The 16,612-nt window shown below is 56.6% G+C and carries 15 protein-coding genes; 8 read left to right on the forward strand and 7 right to left on the reverse strand.

The genetic code is table 11. The features are described from left to right. Window positions 1–70: 70 nt before the first annotated feature. Window positions 71–1,465, reverse strand: coding sequence for an FAD-binding oxidoreductase (locus AACY09_RS17340; protein ID WP_339489776.1), 1,395 nt, complete (start codon window positions 1,463–1,465; stop codon window positions 71–73). A 187-nt stretch (window positions 1,466–1,652) separates the two neighbouring features. Between AACY09_RS17340 and serA the strand changes: the two genes are divergently transcribed. Then, window positions 1,653–2,882 (forward strand): phosphoglycerate dehydrogenase, encoded by a 1,230-nt coding sequence (serA, locus tag AACY09_RS17345; protein ID WP_339489777.1) that lies wholly within the window; start codon window positions 1,653–1,655, stop codon window positions 2,880–2,882. A gap of 105 nt (window positions 2,883–2,987) precedes the next feature. Here the strand turns inward: serA and AACY09_RS17350 are convergent, their stop codons facing one another. The 3 genes from AACY09_RS17350 to AACY09_RS17360 all read right to left on the reverse strand — a co-directional run bounded on the left by AACY09_RS17350 (window position 2,988) and on the right by AACY09_RS17360 (window position 4,649). Further along, entirely contained in the window at window positions 2,988–3,350 is a 363-nt protein-coding gene (locus tag AACY09_RS17350; protein WP_445323875.1) for a DUF4399 domain-containing protein, read from the reverse strand. 145 nt (window positions 3,351–3,495) lie between these two features. Next, entirely contained in the window at window positions 3,496–3,987 is a 492-nt protein-coding gene (locus AACY09_RS17355; protein ID WP_339489780.1) for a DUF523 domain-containing protein, read from the reverse strand. 38 nt (window positions 3,988–4,025) lie between these two features. Next, entirely contained in the window at window positions 4,026–4,649 is a 624-nt protein-coding gene (locus AACY09_RS17360; RefSeq protein WP_339489782.1) for a 2OG-Fe(II) oxygenase, read from the reverse strand. A gap of 85 nt (window positions 4,650–4,734) precedes the next feature. On the opposite strand from AACY09_RS17360, the gene AACY09_RS17365 reads away from it, so the two are divergent. Further along, window positions 4,735–5,502 carry a hypothetical protein gene (locus tag AACY09_RS17365; protein ID WP_339489783.1) on the forward strand — a complete coding sequence of 256 codons (768 nt, stop codon included), beginning with the start codon at window positions 4,735–4,737 and terminating at the stop codon, window positions 5,500–5,502. A 47-nt stretch (window positions 5,503–5,549) separates the two neighbouring features. Here the strand turns inward: AACY09_RS17365 and AACY09_RS17370 are convergent, their stop codons facing one another. Continuing rightward, complete coding sequence (locus AACY09_RS17370) at window positions 5,550–6,491, reverse strand: alpha/beta hydrolase (protein WP_339489786.1); 942 nt, start codon at window positions 6,489–6,491, stop codon at window positions 5,550–5,552. A gap of 120 nt (window positions 6,492–6,611) precedes the next feature. Here AACY09_RS17370 and AACY09_RS17375 point away from each other — a divergent pair, with 120 nt between their 5' ends. After that, on the forward strand, window positions 6,612–7,190 hold the full coding sequence (locus AACY09_RS17375; protein WP_339489788.1) for a DUF6436 domain-containing protein: 579 nt from the start codon (window positions 6,612–6,614) through the stop codon (window positions 7,188–7,190). A gap of 38 nt (window positions 7,191–7,228) precedes the next feature. Here AACY09_RS17375 and AACY09_RS17380 read toward each other — a convergent pair whose 3' ends face one another. Beyond that, window positions 7,229–8,248: an AraC family transcriptional regulator gene (locus AACY09_RS17380; protein ID WP_339489790.1), complete on the reverse strand. Its 1,020-nt coding sequence runs from the start codon at window positions 8,246–8,248 to the stop codon at window positions 7,229–7,231. A gap of 143 nt (window positions 8,249–8,391) precedes the next feature. Between AACY09_RS17380 and AACY09_RS17385 the strand changes: the two genes are divergently transcribed. Both AACY09_RS17385 and AACY09_RS17390 read left to right on the forward strand, forming a co-directional pair. Then, entirely contained in the window at window positions 8,392–10,773 is a 2,382-nt protein-coding gene (locus tag AACY09_RS17385) for a penicillin acylase family protein (RefSeq protein ID WP_339489791.1), read from the forward strand. 73 nt (window positions 10,774–10,846) lie between these two features. Further along, entirely contained in the window at window positions 10,847–11,287 is a 441-nt protein-coding gene (locus AACY09_RS17390) for a YtoQ family protein (protein ID WP_339489794.1), read from the forward strand. A gap of 142 nt (window positions 11,288–11,429) precedes the next feature. Here the strand turns inward: AACY09_RS17390 and AACY09_RS17395 are convergent, their stop codons facing one another. Beyond that, window positions 11,430–13,643: a TonB-dependent receptor gene (locus AACY09_RS17395; protein ID WP_339489797.1), complete on the reverse strand. Its 2,214-nt coding sequence runs from the start codon at window positions 13,641–13,643 to the stop codon at window positions 11,430–11,432. 521 nt (window positions 13,644–14,164) lie between these two features. Between AACY09_RS17395 and AACY09_RS17400 the strand changes: the two genes are divergently transcribed. From AACY09_RS17400 to AACY09_RS17410, 3 genes are read left to right on the forward strand one after another with little or no spacing between them, the layout of a single operon-like run. After that, window positions 14,165–15,496 carry a flavin-containing monooxygenase gene (locus tag AACY09_RS17400; RefSeq protein WP_339489798.1) on the forward strand — a complete coding sequence of 444 codons (1,332 nt, stop codon included), beginning with the start codon at window positions 14,165–14,167 and terminating at the stop codon, window positions 15,494–15,496. After that, entirely contained in the window at window positions 15,496–15,915 is a 420-nt protein-coding gene (locus AACY09_RS17405) for a RidA family protein (protein WP_339489799.1), read from the forward strand. Before AACY09_RS17400 ends, AACY09_RS17405 begins: the two co-directional genes overlap by 1 nt. After that, entirely contained in the window at window positions 15,912–16,589 is a 678-nt protein-coding gene (locus tag AACY09_RS17410; protein WP_339489800.1) for a DUF1028 domain-containing protein, read from the forward strand. Before AACY09_RS17405 ends, AACY09_RS17410 begins: the two co-directional genes overlap by 4 nt. Window positions 16,590–16,612 lie beyond the last annotated feature (23 nt).

A 16,612-nucleotide genomic window follows, 5' to 3' on the forward strand; every position in this document is an offset into this window, starting at 1 on the left:
TCCTCAAAAGGCAAAACTGCCTGAACCGCACCCAAGGATACTGGCAGCGGCTCAGCGGTTATCTAAACAATCAAAGTGGAAAAATCTTACCGGGGTTCATGATGCCATTCGGATCAAACACCGCCTTGATGGCTTTCATGTAGCTAATCTCTGCAACTGAACGGCTGTAGCCCAAGTAATCGCGTTTGGTCATGCCGACACCATGCTCAGCGGAGATTGAGCCGTTGTACTTCTCCACGATCTCAAACACCCACTTATTAACAGTTGCGCACTTGGCGAAGAATTGGTCTTTAGTCAAATTCTCCGGCTTAAGGATATTCAGGTGCAGGTTGCCATCGCCGATATGGCCAAACCAGACAATTTCAAAGTCGGGATAGTGCTTCCCGACTATCTCATCAACCTCTGCGAGAAATGCCGGGACTTTCGAGACAGTCACCGAGATATCGTTTTTGTACGGCGTCCAATGGGAAATGGTCTCGGAAATATATTCGCGCAGCTTCCACAGGTTTTGCAGTTGCTGCTCGCTCTGGCTCATCACACCATCAAGCACCCAGCCTTGTTCAACGCAGTGCTCAAAGGTTTCAAGCGCGGCATTGGCAACGTCTTCAGTGCTGGCTTCAAACTCCAGCAATGCATAGAAGGGGCAATCGGTTTCGAAGGCTGGTGGCACATCGCCGCGCGCCATGACCTTGGCCAGGGCTTTGTCGGAGAAAAATTCGAACGCGGTCAAATCAAGCTTATTCTGGAAGGCATGCAGCACGGGCATGATCGAGGCGAAATCAGCCGCGCCAAGCACCATCGCGGTCAGGTTCTGTGGGGCACGATCAAGACGCATGGTTGCTTCGACAACAAAGCCAAGCGTGCCCTCGGCGCCAATAAACAACTGACGCAAATCGTAGCCAGTGGCGTTCTTGATCAAATCCTTATTCAGCTCAAGCAGATCACCGGTGCCCGTGACTACCTTGAGGCCGGCGACCCAGTTACGGGTCATGCCGTAGCGAATTACTTTGATACCGCCAGCATTAGTGCCGATATTGCCGCCAATCTGGCTTGATCCTGCAGATGCGAAGTCCACCGGATAGTAAAGGTTTTGCGCTTCAGCGAAGTTCTGCAGTTGTTCAGTGACAACCCCTGGCTGGCAGACCACGGTGCGGTCAAATTCATTGAATCCGAGAATTTGGTTCATATAGTCAAATGACACAACAACCTCGCCATTGGCCGCGACCGCAGCAGCTGACAAGCCCGTTCGGCCGCCCGATGGCACCAGAGCAACCTGCTTCTGGTTTGCCCAGCGAACAATGGCCTGCACCTGCTCAATGCTCTTGGGAAAGGCGATAGCCAGCGGTGCCGGGGCAAAATGCTTGGTCCAGTCTTTGCCATAGGCTTCAAGGGAGTCGGCGTCCGTCAGGACTTTTCCGGCTTCAACGAGGGACTTCAACTCATCAATCAGGGCAGGGTTGGTCATCTACAGAACTCTCAAACGATTCATGGTCACCCTGAGCACGCTTCATCTGTCAGGGTAGGTGTTTCGCGGGGTACGTATGCTAGCATACGCACCCCGTTAATCAGTGCCCAGCACTAACCCACGGGCCTATCAGCAGTCGCTGCTGAGAACTTTCCTGACACTCTATTGTGGGACTACAGGTACTCCGATGAGCAAGACCTCACTCGACAAGAGCAAGATCAAGTTCCTTCTTCTCGAAGGCGTCCACCAAAATGCTGTGGACACCCTCAAGGCTGCCGGCTACAGCAATATCGAGTACCTCACCGGCTCGTTACCTGAGGCTGAACTAAAGGAAAAGATCGCCGAGGCGCATTTTATCGGCATCCGCTCACGCACCCAGCTGACCGCTGAGGTGTTTGATTGCGCAAACAAACTGGTTGCAGTGGGCTGCTTCTGCATCGGCACCAACCAGGTTGACCTCGATGCGGCCCGCGAGCGCGGCATTGCTGTATTCAACGCACCGTTCTCGAACACCCGCTCGGTCGCCGAACTGGTATTGGCTCAAGCCATTTTGTTGCTACGCGGCATTCCAGAGAAGAACGCCTCTTGCCACCGTGGCGGCTGGATCAAAAGCGCGGCGAACTCCTTCGAAATCCGGGGCAAGAAGCTGGGTATCGTCGGTTACGGCTCGATCGGCACGCAGCTGTCGGTACTTGCCGAAGCCTTGGGCATGCAAGTGTTCTTCTACGACGTGGTCACCAAATTGCCGCTGGGCAACGCCACTCAAGTTGGCAAGCTGCACGACTTGCTGGGCATGTGCGACATCATTTCCCTGCACGTTCCTGAGTTGCAATCGACTCAGTGGATGATCGGCGAGAAAGAAATTCGCGCAATCAAACAAGGCGGGATTTTGATCAACGCCGCACGCGGTACTGTGGTTGAGCTGGATCACTTGGCGGCAGCGATCAAAGAAGAACGTTTGATTGGTGCGGCCATCGACGTGTTCCCGATTGAGCCACGTTCAAACACTGAAGAGTTTGAAAGCCCGCTGCGCGGCCTGGATCGGGTAATTCTGACCCCGCATATCGGCGGTTCAACGGCTGAAGCCCAAGCTAACATCGGCCTGGAAGTGGCGGAGAAGCTGGTCAAGTACAGCGACAACGGCACCTCGGTGTCCTCGGTTAACTTCCCGGAAGTGGCTTTGCCGTCACATCCTGGCAAGCACCGTTTGCTGCACATCCACGAAAACATTCCGGGTGTGATGAGCGAGATCAACCGCGTTTTTGCCGAAAACGGTATCAACATCTCCGGTCAGTTCCTGCAGACCAATGAGAAAGTGGGTTACGTGGTCATCGATGTCGACGCCGAGTACTCCGACCTGGCATTGGAAAAACTGCAGCACGTAAACGGCACTATCCGCAGCCGCGTTCTGTTCTAAAACTGAACGGCGTTGCACAAAAATGGGAGGCCTCGGCCTCCCATTTTTTATTGCTCGCGGTATAAGTCTGGATCGACTAGCTCCGCGTTGTCACAACCGCCTCGTTTATTTAACCGTGACGGTGATTTTTTTCGACATCAATGGCGGATCTAACGGCACGTGGTTCTTATCGCCCACCAGCAGTTGCAAGGTGTGCTTGCCCGGCGCGAGGGTCAGCTCCGTTTCAGTCTGACCTTTACCGAAGTGAACCAGGTTCTCTGTAGCTGGCAGCGGTGCATTCATGGCCGGCAGCTTGTCGAGGTCGATCAGCAAGTGGTGATGGCCGGTATCTGGAACATCAACCCCCGCAGGGGCAACGCCCATACCTTTCAAACCAAAACGCACGGTGAAGGTCTTGTCGACGGTGGCACCGTCCTTGGGCTCAACGATATACACCGATGCATTCGCCGGTGCGGCTGTGCGTGGCATTTCAGCGAGGGCAACAAAGCTCGCCCCGAGCAGGCCAAGACTTAGCGCGAAAGCAGGTACTAACTTATTCATCATGAACACCTTGTGAATTGATTCATGCGATTGACGCTGCTTCAAACAGGTTTGTTCCCTGCAAACAGCAGCTCTAGTCTAGTTCAAGCTCAGCCAGCCTCTGCATTGCAGCGTCTAACTGCTCCTCGTTGAACACTGCAACCCCCGCACGCCTTAGCTGAGCGGCAGTTACTCCCTCGCCCGCGACCTTGGTGCCGGTGAAGCTGCCATCGTAATTCTCAATATTTCCGCAAGACGGACTGCGCGCCTTTAGCAGCGCCATGCGAATGCTGTGTTGCTTGACCAGCACCAAGGCCTGTTCGGCACCTGAGACAAATTGAGCAGTGAAATCCTCACCCTCAATACTGATCACCGGCAGCAATCCATCCAGTACCTGCGCACCTTGGCCAGTTGGAATTTCAGCAGCTGGGCGCGGGGTCGGCAAGCCGCCAGCGACTTCTGGGCACAGGGCGACAATCCGCCCCTCAGCCTGCCAGCGCGTCAACACATCATAGGGACCATGCGCACCGCCGTCATAGCGCACGCGATGGCCCAACAAGCACCGACTGACCAAGATTTTCTGCATGTTCATTTCCAGCATTTATTGGCCGCGAGGCAACCTTGCTAAAGTACGGAGGCTCCGCGCCGCCGAAACCAACCGGTTAGCGACAAACGCTCGCGCTGGGCGGGTAAGACCTCATGGGGCATATCGGCAGAAAGAAATACCGCGAGCACACCAGCTTGCGGTTGCACATCACGCAGTTCGCCATCTGGCAGGTGCAAGCGCAACTCGCCCCCCTCTTCCGCCTGCCACTCCTGATTAAGGTATAACACCACTGAAACCGCCCGCCGGTCGTCATCACGAAAGCGGTCCAGGTGTTTTTTGTAGAATGCCCCCGGTGGATACAAGGCGAAATGGCTTTCGTAATCTTCAAGCCCCAGATACAAACCTTGATTAATGGCCACGCGCAGCAATTCGAGTTTGCTTAAATACTGATCACAGGCCTGCGATTGCCCGGGTTCCAGCCACTGAATATGATCACCCCGAATGCCTTCCAGCACCGCCAGTGCTTGGCCACGGCCTATACTCGCAGGCAGCAATGCACCCTGCGCGGCACGTTTACGGCACTCTTGCGCTAGTTCGAGGGTCAGAGCCTGTGAGATAAACGCAGGCTGGAGTGACCAGCCCTGCTCTGCCAGGTCGTCGACAATGCTCGATAGCTGCTCTAGGGAAGGATGTTCAGACATGCAGATATTCTATCAGCGACGCTTCTGCTTCTCGACAAGCATCGACCGGCCAATGAAAATAGCCGCACGCCAGACAGGAGTCCTTATGCGCGCCCTATGTGTTGTACTTTTTATGTTTATCAGCCTGCCATCGTTGGCGGCTTCATCTGTCGAGCTGTATCAGGCTGCGGGCTGGCCCGAACAACGCGCGCACTTCAACGACGCCCTGACTGCCGCGCAGGCGCGCTATCGCAGCACTCTGCCGCCTGCGGTTTATCAAGCGCTCGTCGATAACAGCAATAAGCGTTTTGCGCCACAGGCAATGGACCAGCGTGCGCAAAAAGCCATGCAAGACAACTTGGCGGACCCGGCGCCAGCGCTCACCTTTTTCGATTCGCCGCTGGGCAAGAAAATCGTCACCGCAGAAACACTCGCCACCCGCAAAGACCAACTCGCGCGATACGCCAATGGTTTGCCGCAAGTTGAAGCCTCGGATACCCGGCGTTTGCTGATTGGCCATTTGGCGCAGGCCTTGCCCGCCAAGGAGGCCGGTGCCGAAGTGAGCCTCGCACTGGCTGGCGTTGCGGCGGATAGCCTTAGCCAGATGATTCCCGGCCTGCTTGGCGGCGGCGCGGCACAAGCGCTGCTCAGCTCGCAACGGCAGAACCTGATGAGCCAGATCGGGGCTGAGCTGGATAACACCTTGCTGTTTGTTTACCGCGACCTCAGCGATGCTGAGCTGGAAGAGTTTGTCAGCTTCACTCAATCAGATGCGGGCAAAGCCTATTACCAGGCCGCACTGGCCGCGATGCGCGCAGGCTTGGCCGTCGGCCAGAACACCTCTGACCTGGCGCCCGCCCCGCAAGGCATCTAAGGATGCATCCAACAGCAGGGCGCCGCAGCCGCGCCTTGCTGTACTTATCAGGCTGAGTCTTTGAGCTGCTCGGTCAGATAAGCAAAGAACTGGTCTCGAAACAGCGGTGACTCATTGGCCATATGATGGCGCCCCTCCGCCAAGCGTAAAATTTTCGGCTCGGTGAACTTGGTCTTGAGCATCTCGAGGTTGTATTCCCAATCAACCGTCATATCGCCTTCGCCTTGTACGATCAACGGGCTTCGCGGACTGCGCGGAGCTGCCTCGATATGCGGCACCCAGCGGGTTAGCGCGCCCACCCAGGCAGTCGGCAAGCACAGTGGTTGCAACGAATCGTGATGATGTAGAAAGTCGATAAACTCGGCATCGTGCGAGTTCTCGGTAAAGCGTCGGGATATCTGACGAACAAATGGCTTGAGTACGCGATAACTCAGCTTCGACCAGCCCCAGGCACGGGGCCGCACCAGCGGCGAGAACAGGATCGACTGGCCAATTTCCGGCCCTGGATTGCCGGTGAGCAAGTAATCAATGACAATCGCCCCGCCCGTACTCTGACCAAACAGGTGCCAAGGCTGCGGAAGTTCCAGCTGGGCGGCCTGCGCCAACGCTGCCTTGAGTACAACCTGATACTCCGCAAAGTCGCCGATACTGGCCCGCGCACCACTGGATAAGCCATGCCCCGGCAGGTCAAACGCCAGCACTGCATAATCCATGCTCAGTGCCCACTCAATCACATGGCGGTACAAGGCTGTGTGGTCATAATAACCATGCAGCAACACCAAGGTTGCCTTGGGAGCGGACGGCCACCAGACCTGAGCCGCAATGCGGTAACCGGCAGCATCAAAAAAACCCAGGCGCACCTGCTGCGCCGTTAGCTTGTCGAGACCATAGAACGAGCGGTACATCTGCTCGTGCGGCAGGCTCATCGCGGCGGCAGCTAGGGGGCGTAGTCCGGCGACCACGCTGTCAGGGGCGAAACGCTCTGGCATTAGACTTTCCAAGATTAATAGGCCTGTACTGCGATTATTTCACGTCATTGGTTACACTGCGGATAATTTGCTGCCACTTACATCGTGGCAAGCTACACAGCCTTGAACAGACGCCTAACCATGCCAGCAAGCCGCCGTAAAATCATCATTGCCACTACCGCCGCCGTTGCAGTGATTGTCGCGCTAGGGTCGGCGTTCTTGTGGTTCGAGGCACGTTACCTGCGCCCATTCAGCGAACGCACAGCGATATTTTCGGGCGCAGCTATACGCTTGCCTGCTGATATTGCCGGTCCGGGACCAATCCGACTGGTGCATTTCTGGGACCCGGCGTGTCCGTGCAATGTCGGCAATCAACAGCATTTGGCTGAATTGGTCGAGCACTTCTCCGCACGAGGAGTTGAGTTCTACGGGGTGCAAAAACCGGGGAGCCACGGCCAATTGCCGGAAACTCTGAAGGACTTGAAACCCTTGGCACAACTGCCCGGCAGTGAAAAGCTGCCAGCCAGCCCAGCGGTAGCAATCTGGGACAAAGCAGGCAACCTCGCCTACTTCGGCCCCTACAGCTCGGGGCTGACCTGCAATTCAAGCAATAGCTTTATTGAGCCAATCCTCAATGCATTGGCTGAAGGGCGCTCAGTCAATGCCAGCAATAATATGGCGGTCGGCTGCTTCTGCGACTGGACCGTTGAGGCTGAATAAACCCGTCCATCAGGCATGCACCGAGCAACCACCCAGAACTAACCTTGATGCTTTGGCGTACAGCCCTGCCAGCGTTTGAAGGCCCGGTAGAAGGGCGACAACTCAGCGAAACCACACGCCCGCGCAACATCTCGCGTGACCATGCCTTGCTCGAGCAGCGCCAGCGCACGTTGCCTGCGCACCTCATCATGGAGCTGGCGAAAGCTACTGCCTTGGACTGCCAATTCGCGCTGCAACTCAGCCGGTTTTAGATTCAGCGCCGCAGCGCATGCCCCTAAACCACACAGTTGCTGCCCTAGGCTCGCCTCCAACCAGTTACGTACCCGGTCGAGCAACAGGTTTTCACTCAACTCGGCCAGCTCCAGAGTCGCTTGTTCGCTCAGCAATTTGAACAACCGCGCATTAGCACTGCGCGACGGACGCGCCAGCAAGGCTTGGGGAAATAACAACGCATCGTGGCGCTGGCCAAAGTGCGGGGTAATCCCAAACAGCCGTTTATGTTCACTGATACGACGCGGCTGCGGATGCCGAAACTCGACACCCGTCAACCTGAACTCATCATCGGTCACACTCTTGAGTTGCTTCTGCCAAAGCAGCGCCAAACACTCTATTTGCTGACGGAGCGAACCGAAGCCTCGGTAGTTAAGATCGATAATCAAGCGGACAGAGTCGCCCTGCTCTTCCAGCCGGGCAGCAAAACCACCAGAAAGAATGTGCTGAAAGCGTACAAAACTGTCCAGCGCTTGGCGCAAATCACGACTGGCCAATAGCAGGTAACCCACTACATCCATCGGACGCGGCTTCATCACCTCACCGAGATGCAGGCCTATATCCGCATCACCGGTTAGTTGCTCCAGCGCCTGCCAGAAGCGGGGCGCGTGGTCATGCTCCTGACGACTATCCAGTAGGGGTGGCGATAAACGCGCACCGTCATAAGCGCGTCGATAAGTATCGGTAGGATCGAAACCGAGGCTGCTCAACCCTTCGTACAACAGGCGGCGCATGGTTGCCGAGTGCGTCAGGCTAATAGTGGCTGGCAGCGATTGATCAACTGTCATGGATGCCTTACAGATAAACAGTGACTAATTGACCAGATAATTTCAGTAATTATGTATTTGGTCAATGTCGTGCAGCTGTCTATTCCGCACAATAGCTGGATAAAGCGCGGCTAAAAGCGCCACACAATAATAAGGACAATTACATGAAGCGTTCCCTCACTGCACTCGCCGTTGTTGTTGCGCTAGCCGCTGCTGGCGGCGGTTGGTATTACACCAGTAAGCAACCACAGCGCGGGGGAGACGTTGCGCTGCAACACTTGCAAGCAGCTGTCAGCGTGCGCTACGACGAACGTGGCGTGCCACATATCAAGGCCCAAAACGAGGCGGATATGTACCGTGCACTGGGTTTTGTCCATGCCCAGGACCGGCTATTCCAGATGGAGCTTATGCGCCGATTGGCGCGCGGCGAACTGGCCGAGGTGTTAGGCAGCAAGCTGGTAGACACTGATCGCTTATTCCGCACCCTGGAAATCCGTCAACACGCCGATGAATATGTGCAGAAGATGGATAAAAACAGTGCATCTTACAAAGCACTGGCAGCCTATCTCGACGGTATCAACCAGTATCAAGCCAACAACCCGGCACCGATCGAGTTTGACTTACTGGGTATTAACAAGCGCCCCTTCACCGTCGCCGATACCATCAGCGTCGCGGGATATATGGCGTATAGCTTTGCCGCTGCCTTTCGCACCGAGCCTGTATTGAGCTACGTGCGCGACCAACTGGGCGCTGACTACCTCAAGGTGTTCGATCTCGACTGGCACCCGCAAGGCGTCATGCAGCAAGGGCTGGCTGGCAATGATTGGAAAGACCTCAACAGCATCGCCCGCCTGAGCAACGAAGCACTCGCTGAAGCCGGTTTGCCACAGTTCGAAGGCAGCAACGCTTGGGCTGTATCAGGCAGTCGTACCGCCAGTGGCAAGCCCCTGCTGGCGGGCGATCCGCATATTCGTTTCTCGGTACCGGCGGTGTGGTATGAAGCTCAGTTGAGTTACCCAGGCTTTGACTTATACGGCCACCATCAGGCGCTTAACCCAGTTGCGTCCCTGGGCCACAACAAGGACTTCGCCTGGAGCATCACCATGTTCCAGAACGATGACCTCGACCTGATCGCTGAAAAAGTTAACCCTGAAAACCCCAATCAGGTCTGGTACCACGGCCAATGGGTTGATTTGCAGACCCGCACCGAGACGATCCAAGTCAAGGATGCCGAGCCCGTCACCCTGACTTTGCGTCACTCACCCCATGGCCCAATCATCAATGACGCCTTGGGCGAGTCAGCGGGCAAAACGCCAATCGCCATGTGGTGGGCATTTCTGGAAACCGACAACCCGATTCTCGAAGGGTTTTACCAGCTCAATCGCGCCGATACGCTGGAAAAAGCACGCAACGCCTCCGAGAAAATAGAATCACCGGGGCTCAACATCATATGGGCCAATGCCAAGGGTGATATCGGCTGGTGGGCAGCAGCCAAACTGCCGAAACGACCTGCTGGAGTGAACCCAAGCTTTATCCTTGATGGCGCCACGGATGAGGCAGACAAACTCGGCTTTTACCCCTTCACCGATAACCCGCAGGAAGAAAACCCGCAGCGCGGCTATATCATCTCGGCCAACTTCCAACCGGTGGCGCCCAACGGCATGGAAATTCCCGGTTACTACAACCTCCCAGACCGCGGCCAGCGCTTGAATCAACGCCTGGCTGATAACGCCATAAAGTGGGATCTGAAAAACAGCCAAGCCTTGCAGCTTGATCTCGGCACCGGCTACGCGCCGCGCCTGCTCGCGCCGATCATCGATGATTTGCGCAAGGCTGCTGGTGATGATCAGGAACGGGCGTTGGTTGAGCAATTGGTGACCTGGAACGGTGATCACACACTCGATGCCACGGCACCCACCTTGTTTAACCAGCTTGTCTACGAGTTAGCCAAGCAAGCCATGGGCGATGAACTGCAAGGGCCGTTTTTCGAAAACTTGCTAAGCACCCGTGTGCTTGATGTTGCATTACCGCGCCTGACTGCAGATGCGAGCTCGCCTTGGTGGGATAACCGCAGCACAGACGCCGTCGAGACGCGCGCGCAAACCGTCAAAGTGGCATGGCAAGCGAGTATTGCCCACCTCAAGCAAATCCTCGGCGACGACCCGGCGAACTGGAAATGGGGCACCGCACACACCCTTACTCACAACCATCCACTGGGCCAGAAAAAACCCTTGGATCGCCTCTTTAACGTCGGCCCATTCGCTACGCCTGGCGGCCATGAAACGCCGAACAACCTGTCACACCGCGTGGGTCCGGCGCCATGGTCAGTAGTCTATGGCCCATCAACCCGCCGCTTGGTCGACTTGGCCGATGCCAGCACCGCATTGGGCATCAACCCTGTTGGACAAAGCGGCGTGCCGTTCGACAGCCATTACAGCGACCAGGCCGAACGCTATATGCAAGGTGTTTACCTGCCTATGCACCTGAGTGACAGCGATGTCGCCGCCCACACCAGCAGCACGCTGACCTTAGAACCAGCTCGCTGATCCACCCGGCGCGCCGTCATTGGCGCGCCATGCTTGGTATAGTGGTGGTTTTCCACAAAGCATTGAGGTTCTGATGACTTGGACAGTCTACTTATCCGGTGAAATTCACAGCGATTGGCGTGAACGCATCATCAACGGCGCAGCCCAAGCGCAGCTTGATATCCGCTTCACTTCGGCCAACACCGACCATGAAAGCAGCGACGCCGCGGGGGATGTACTCGGCGCAGAAAGCCAAAGCTTCTGGCGTGATCACAAGTCCTCCAAGGTCAACGCGATTCGCACCAAGACACTGCTGGAACAGTGCGACGTGGCGATCATCCGCTTCGGCGACAAATACAAGCAATGGAATGCGGCCTTTGATGCGGGCTTCTGCGCCGCACTCGGTAAGCCATTTATCACCTTGCACGCAGACGACATCATCCACCCGCTAAAAGAAGTCGATGCCGCCGCAATGGCTTGGGCGCAAACCCCTGAACAAGTGGTTGAACTGCTTAAGTACGTGACGCAGAAATAAAAGCCGGCACCAGCCTCTGCAAAGATCCCTAGCCTCGCCATTGCGGGGCTTTTTATCGCCTCAGTTATCGCAGTCTTTACCCCGCCAATGAAAAGGCCCCGTTACGGTGAAGCAGCGGGGCCTTTTCACCATGCGCTGGTGGTCAGAAGTCGATGGACCCCGATAACTTGGCTATCCGTGGCTCGCCTTGTGTCAGGTAGCCACCCTGGGCCGATTCCCAGTATTCCTTGTTCGCCACGTTCTCCACGCCAAAGCGCAGGGTCACGTCTTTTTCCTGGGCCTTGAAGGCGTAACGGGCACCAATGTCGAAACGGTTCCAAGTCGGCAGGCTAAGGTTGTTGGCGGCATCGGCGTACTGACCACCGTTGCGCAACATCCGTCCATTCAGGGCGACCCCTTGTAAGCCTGGAACATCCCAATCGACACTGGCGTTGAACTGGAAAGTCGGCACGCCAATCGCGTGATTGCCATCATTAAGACCGCCCTGGGTTTTCTTCAGCTCGGTGTCCATCACCGTCACGCCACTGAGCAAGCGCAGGCCATCGATCGGCTCGCCAAACACATTGAGTTCGACGCCTTTGTTGACCTGTTCACCTTCTCGTACATAACGCGCAGTGTTGGCGTCAATGATTTCGGTGTAGCCATCAGCCGGTTGTTCGATGCGGTAGACGCCGAGTGTGGCGCCGTAACTGCCCATATCGACTTTAACGCCGGCTTCAATCTGCTTAGAACGAGCCGGGGCGAAGACTTCGCTGCCGTTGACCACCACCCGCGAGCCGGAAGTGGTCGGTGAAGTCGGGCCTTCGGCCAAACCTTCGATGCGGTTCGCGTAAAACGACACCTGCTCCCAAGGTTTAAAGACGATGCCATACACCGGGGTCGTGATCGACTCATCGTAGTTGGAGGTACGGCTGCCGGTACCATAAGCGTAGCCTTGGACCACCAGCTGCTGGCGGCGAACGCCGACGGTCACCAGCAGGCGATCGTCAAAGAAACCAAGGGTATCGGACACTGCTCCGCTCCGGACGAAGGTTTTGCCGGTAATGCCCGGGTCGTTCAAATCGCCGCCGGAAAATCCGCCCTGTGGCTCCGGAACCTCGACCGGGTGGTAAATATTGTTCGGGTAGCGGGTCAGATCGAAATCGTAGGCGCTGCGCTGTTCGGCCCAGATGCCGGTCAGGCCGAAGTTGAGTTGATGACTGACCGGGCCGGTGGCGAATCTGCCGTTGAGTCCGGCCATGACGCTTGTGTTGTCCTCGTCATGGGGGATAAACGAGCCGGTCGTCACAGAGTTACCATCGTTGCCGACCAGGGTCGTGGAGTTATAGTTGCCCACTTCACGGGTATGTTTGGCACCGCCGGCGGCATAAGCGGTCCAGCTGTCGTTCAGGTCGTACTCGGCGCGCAGCATGCCGAAGGTGTCTTCGATCTGAGTGAAGCCCCATTTCTGCGCATAATTGGTGTCGGCCGATGGCGCATCCGGAATGTGCGTCGCATTACCCAGATTGACCGAGTTGCGGCCGCCATTGATACGTTGTTTCGAATAAACAAAATCGCCGGAAAGGCGCAATGCATCGCCACGATAGTCGAGGCCAACGGCGAACAGTTTAGAACGCTGGTTTTCATCATCAATGGCGGTGTCGCCTTCGCGCTGGGACAGGTTGATCCGCGCGCCGAACTGGTTGCCCTCGCCAAAGCGCTGGCCGAGGTCCAGGTGTTCGCCGATGCGCCCGTCATCACTGATGTCGGCGCTGAAACGACGCAGCGGCACATCACCGGCACGCTTGGGTTGCAGGTTGACGCCGCCACCGATGCCGGAACCGGTCGGGGTTACCCCGTTGATGAACGCGTTCGGGCCTTTGAAAACCTCAACACGCTCAAGCGCATCTGTGGAAATGATCTGCCGCGGCAATACGCCGTACAGCCCGTTGTACGAAATATCATCACCGTTCAGCGGCAGGCCGCGAATCATGAACGTCTCGGCTTGGTTGGAAAAGCCCGATGCTTGACGCACCGACGAATCGTTGAGCAACACATCGCCTACGGTTTCGGCCTGCTGATCACGGATCAGTTCTTCGGTATATGCGGTCATGCTGAACGGCACGTCCATGATGTCCTGGTTGCCCAGAACGCCCAACTGTCCGCCTCGCGCAACTTGACCGCCGGCATACACCGGGGGCAGATCGCTTGGCAGAGGCGCTTCGGCACTGATGTAAACATCACCCAGCTCCACTGGCTTTGCGTCGCTTTCAGGTGCGGTCGCAGGAGTTTCGGCATAAGCGGTGGCGGATAACGAACAGAGCAAGGCGAGCAGTGTTGGGCGAAATGGAACGCCAAGTCGGGCTGGATTGGTCAAGTTTGGTTCCAGGGCGGCGCGCCGCCATTAAAGAAAAATTGAACGGCGCCGGAACTCCTTGCGCAAATAAGACTCCACGCGCAAATGATAGTTGTTCTCAGTAGAGCCATGCAATCAGTTTGTCATCACACTAGGCCGGCGGTGAAGTTCGATGCCTGCGCCTGAGTCCATGGCGTAGGGCTAGCAAGCACCTGGGGATTGAGCACAGGTAAATCTTCTTCCCTGAGTCTTTCACGACCGGCGCTTTTCCGACTCAACTGCATTGGCGGTTTCTTGTTCGCATGGAAGCTATTGACGATAAGTTTCCTCTGCGGTGACAAAAGTCATCCCTCCACACGTTCGGCTACCCCGCACAATCACTGGTCTTGAAGCACATAAGCCCAAGGCAAAGCAGCTTTTAGATAAGCAACAACGACAAAAAACATAATTTCGCTAATCCCTCCCTGTGGACAGAATGCGGACGTAGACAGTTTGTCGCCTTCGCGCAATACCGCGTAGACGCAACCGACCCCGCTTTCCACATGGGCGCAGATATGACAGTTGAAAAAATTCAAATCGATACGCTTGTAGTGGGCGCCGGTCAGGCAGGCGTGGCCATGAGCGAACACCTGACCACGCTTGGTGTTGAGCATCTGGTTCTGGAGCGCAAGCGCATCGCCGAACAATGGCGCACGGGACGCTGGGATTCACTGGTCGCCAATGGTCCTGCTTGGCACGACCGTTTCCCCGGTCTGGAGTTTGATCTCGACCCGGATGCCTTTGCCTCCAAAGAGCAGGTTGCAGATTACTTCGTTGATTATGCCAATAGCTTTAATGCACCGATTCGCACTGGCGTGGAAGTGAAGCAGGTTGTGCGTAACAGTGACCGTCCTGGCTTTACCATTGAGACCTCGATCGGTGTGATCGAGGCCAATCGCGTGGTTGCCGCAACGGGCCCTTTCCAGCGCCCGGTCATTCCGGCGATTGCGCCGACTGACAGCCCAATTACTCAACTGCATTCAGCGGCCTATCGCAACCCACAACAATTGCCAGAAGGCGCTGTGCTGGTGGTCGGTGCCGGCTCATCCGGGGTGCAAATCGCTGACGAGCTGATGCGCTCGGGCAAACAGGTTTACCTCTCGGTCGGCGCCCATGATCGTCCTCCGCGCGCCTATCGCAACCGTGATTTTTGCTGGTGGCTGGGCGTGCTTGGCCAGTGGGATGCAGAAGCAGCACAGCCGGGCAAAGAGCACGTAACCATTGCGGTGAGTGGCGCTCGCGGCGGCCAGACCATTGATTTTCGCAACTTGGCTAACCAAGGTATGACCTTGGTCGGACTGACCAAAGCCTTCAGCAATGGCGTCGTGACTTTCCAGCCGGACTTGACCGACAACCTGGCCCGAGGCGATGAGAACTATCTGGCGTTGCTGGATGCCGCCGATGCCTATATTGAACGCAATCAACTTGACCTGCCGGAAGAGCCCGAGGCGCGGCACAAGTACCCGGACCCGGCATGCGTCACTCAGCCGATTCTTGAACTGGACTTGGCAGGGGCTGGGGTGACTTCAATCATCTGGGCCACTGGTTATTCGGTCGATTTCAGCTGGCTCAAGGTCGATGCCTTCGATGCCCAAGGCAAGCCGCAGCACCAGCGTGGCGTGTCCAGTGAACCAGGCATTTACTTTCTCGGTTTACCTTGGCTGTCCCGTCGTGGCTCGACCTTTATCTGGGGCGTGTGGCACGACGCCAAGCACATTGCCGATCACATCGTCACCCAGCACAAGTACCGCGACTACCGCGATGCAGCGCAACGTCAGGCTGACGCTGATGACGCGCCACCACCACAAGCACTTCGTATGATGGGAGCCAGCTGATGCCCACTCACACTCGCATCCGCATGTTTAACACTAAGGACACTTATCCTAATCAGACGTTGGATAACGACCTCTGCCAAGCCGTTCGCGCCGGTAATACCGTGTATGTGCGCGGCCAAGTCGGCACCGATTTTGACGGCAACCTGATTGGTCTGGGCGACCCACGCGCGCAAGCTGAGCAGGCGATGAAGAACGTCAAGCAGCTGCTTGAAGAGGCCGGCAGCGACATGAGCCATATTGTGAAAACCACCACCTACCTCACCGACCCACGCTTTCGCGAGGCGGTCTATCAGGAAGTTGGCAAATGGCTCAAAGGGGTGTTCCCGATTTCAACCGGGCTGGTGGTATCGGCACTTGGCCAACCGCACTGGTTGATGGAAATTGACGTTATTGCAGTCATCCCGGAGGAGCTCCTATGACCTTTTCAATTGTCGGCCGTTGCCCTGAAACCGGCCAGCTAGGCATTGCCATCAGCTCATCAAGCATAGCGGTTGGCGCCCGTTGCCCTTGGCTGAAAAGCTCTGTTGGTGCGGTATCGACTCAGAACATTACCTTGCCAGCCCTTGGCCCGGAAATTCTCGACCTGCTGGAGGCAGGAGAATCGCCGGCCAGCGCACTCGACAAGGCCTTATCACGTCACGGCTATAGCCAATACCGGCAAGTGACCGTGATCGATATGCAGGGTGAAACCGCGCATTTCACCGGCAATCAGGCGCTCGGCGTAAACCATGCTTTCGCGGGAGATAACTGCGTTGCAGCGGGCAATCTGTTAAGTAATCAGGCGGTGATCGAAGCCATGGTCGCGGCCTTCGAACACAGCGCTGGCGAACCCCTTGCCGACCGCTTGTTGACTGCGATGAAAGCAGCAGTCACGGCGGGTGGTGAAGCCGGGCCGGTTCATTCGGCGGCGCTTTCAGTGGTCAGTGATCTGCTGTGGCCAATTGTCGACCTGCGCGTAGACTGGTCAGAGCAAGATCCAATCGCTGATCTGGATAAGCTCTGGCAAGCCTACCGCCCGCAGATGCAGGACTACGTAATCCGCGCACTTGACCCTACCCAAGCACCGACCTACGGCGTGCCCGGCGACGAATAACAGCAGCACCGGGAGAAAGCACT

The sequence above is a fragment of the Pseudomonas sp. EL_65y_Pfl2_R95 genome (genome assembly GCF_963971045.1).
In the GTDB taxonomy this organism is placed as follows: Bacteria; Pseudomonadota; Gammaproteobacteria; order Pseudomonadales; family Pseudomonadaceae; genus Aquipseudomonas.

What these genes read in the sequence shown, in the direction of transcription:
- AACY09_RS17340 (WP_339489776.1), bottom strand. Translation starts at nt 1,465, where the DNA reads ATGACCAACCCTGCCCTGATTGATGAGTTGAAGTCCCTCGTTGAAGCC.
- serA (WP_339489777.1), top strand. Translation starts at nt 1,653, where the DNA reads ATGAGCAAGACCTCACTCGACAAGAGCAAGATCAAGTTCCTTCTTCTC.
- AACY09_RS17350 (WP_445323875.1), bottom strand. Translation starts at nt 3,350, where the DNA reads ATGCCACGCACAGCCGCACCGGCGAATGCATCGGTGTATATCGTTGAG.
- AACY09_RS17355 (WP_339489780.1), bottom strand. Translation starts at nt 3,987, where the DNA reads ATGCAGAAAATCTTGGTCAGTCGGTGCTTGTTGGGCCATCGCGTGCGC.
- AACY09_RS17360 (WP_339489782.1), bottom strand. Translation starts at nt 4,649, where the DNA reads ATGTCTGAACATCCTTCCCTAGAGCAGCTATCGAGCATTGTCGACGAC.
- AACY09_RS17365 (WP_339489783.1), top strand. Translation starts at nt 4,735, where the DNA reads ATGCGCGCCCTATGTGTTGTACTTTTTATGTTTATCAGCCTGCCATCG.
- AACY09_RS17370 (WP_339489786.1), bottom strand. Translation starts at nt 6,491, where the DNA reads ATGCCAGAGCGTTTCGCCCCTGACAGCGTGGTCGCCGGACTACGCCCC.
- AACY09_RS17375 (WP_339489788.1), top strand. Translation starts at nt 6,612, where the DNA reads ATGCCAGCAAGCCGCCGTAAAATCATCATTGCCACTACCGCCGCCGTT.
- AACY09_RS17380 (WP_339489790.1), bottom strand. Translation starts at nt 8,248, where the DNA reads ATGACAGTTGATCAATCGCTGCCAGCCACTATTAGCCTGACGCACTCG.
- AACY09_RS17385 (WP_339489791.1), top strand. Translation starts at nt 8,392, where the DNA reads ATGAAGCGTTCCCTCACTGCACTCGCCGTTGTTGTTGCGCTAGCCGCT.
- AACY09_RS17390 (WP_339489794.1), top strand. Translation starts at nt 10,847, where the DNA reads ATGACTTGGACAGTCTACTTATCCGGTGAAATTCACAGCGATTGGCGT.
- AACY09_RS17400 (WP_339489798.1), top strand. Translation starts at nt 14,165, where the DNA reads ATGGGCGCAGATATGACAGTTGAAAAAATTCAAATCGATACGCTTGTA.
- AACY09_RS17405 (WP_339489799.1), top strand. Translation starts at nt 15,496, where the DNA reads ATGCCCACTCACACTCGCATCCGCATGTTTAACACTAAGGACACTTAT.
- AACY09_RS17410 (WP_339489800.1), top strand. Translation starts at nt 15,912, where the DNA reads ATGACCTTTTCAATTGTCGGCCGTTGCCCTGAAACCGGCCAGCTAGGC.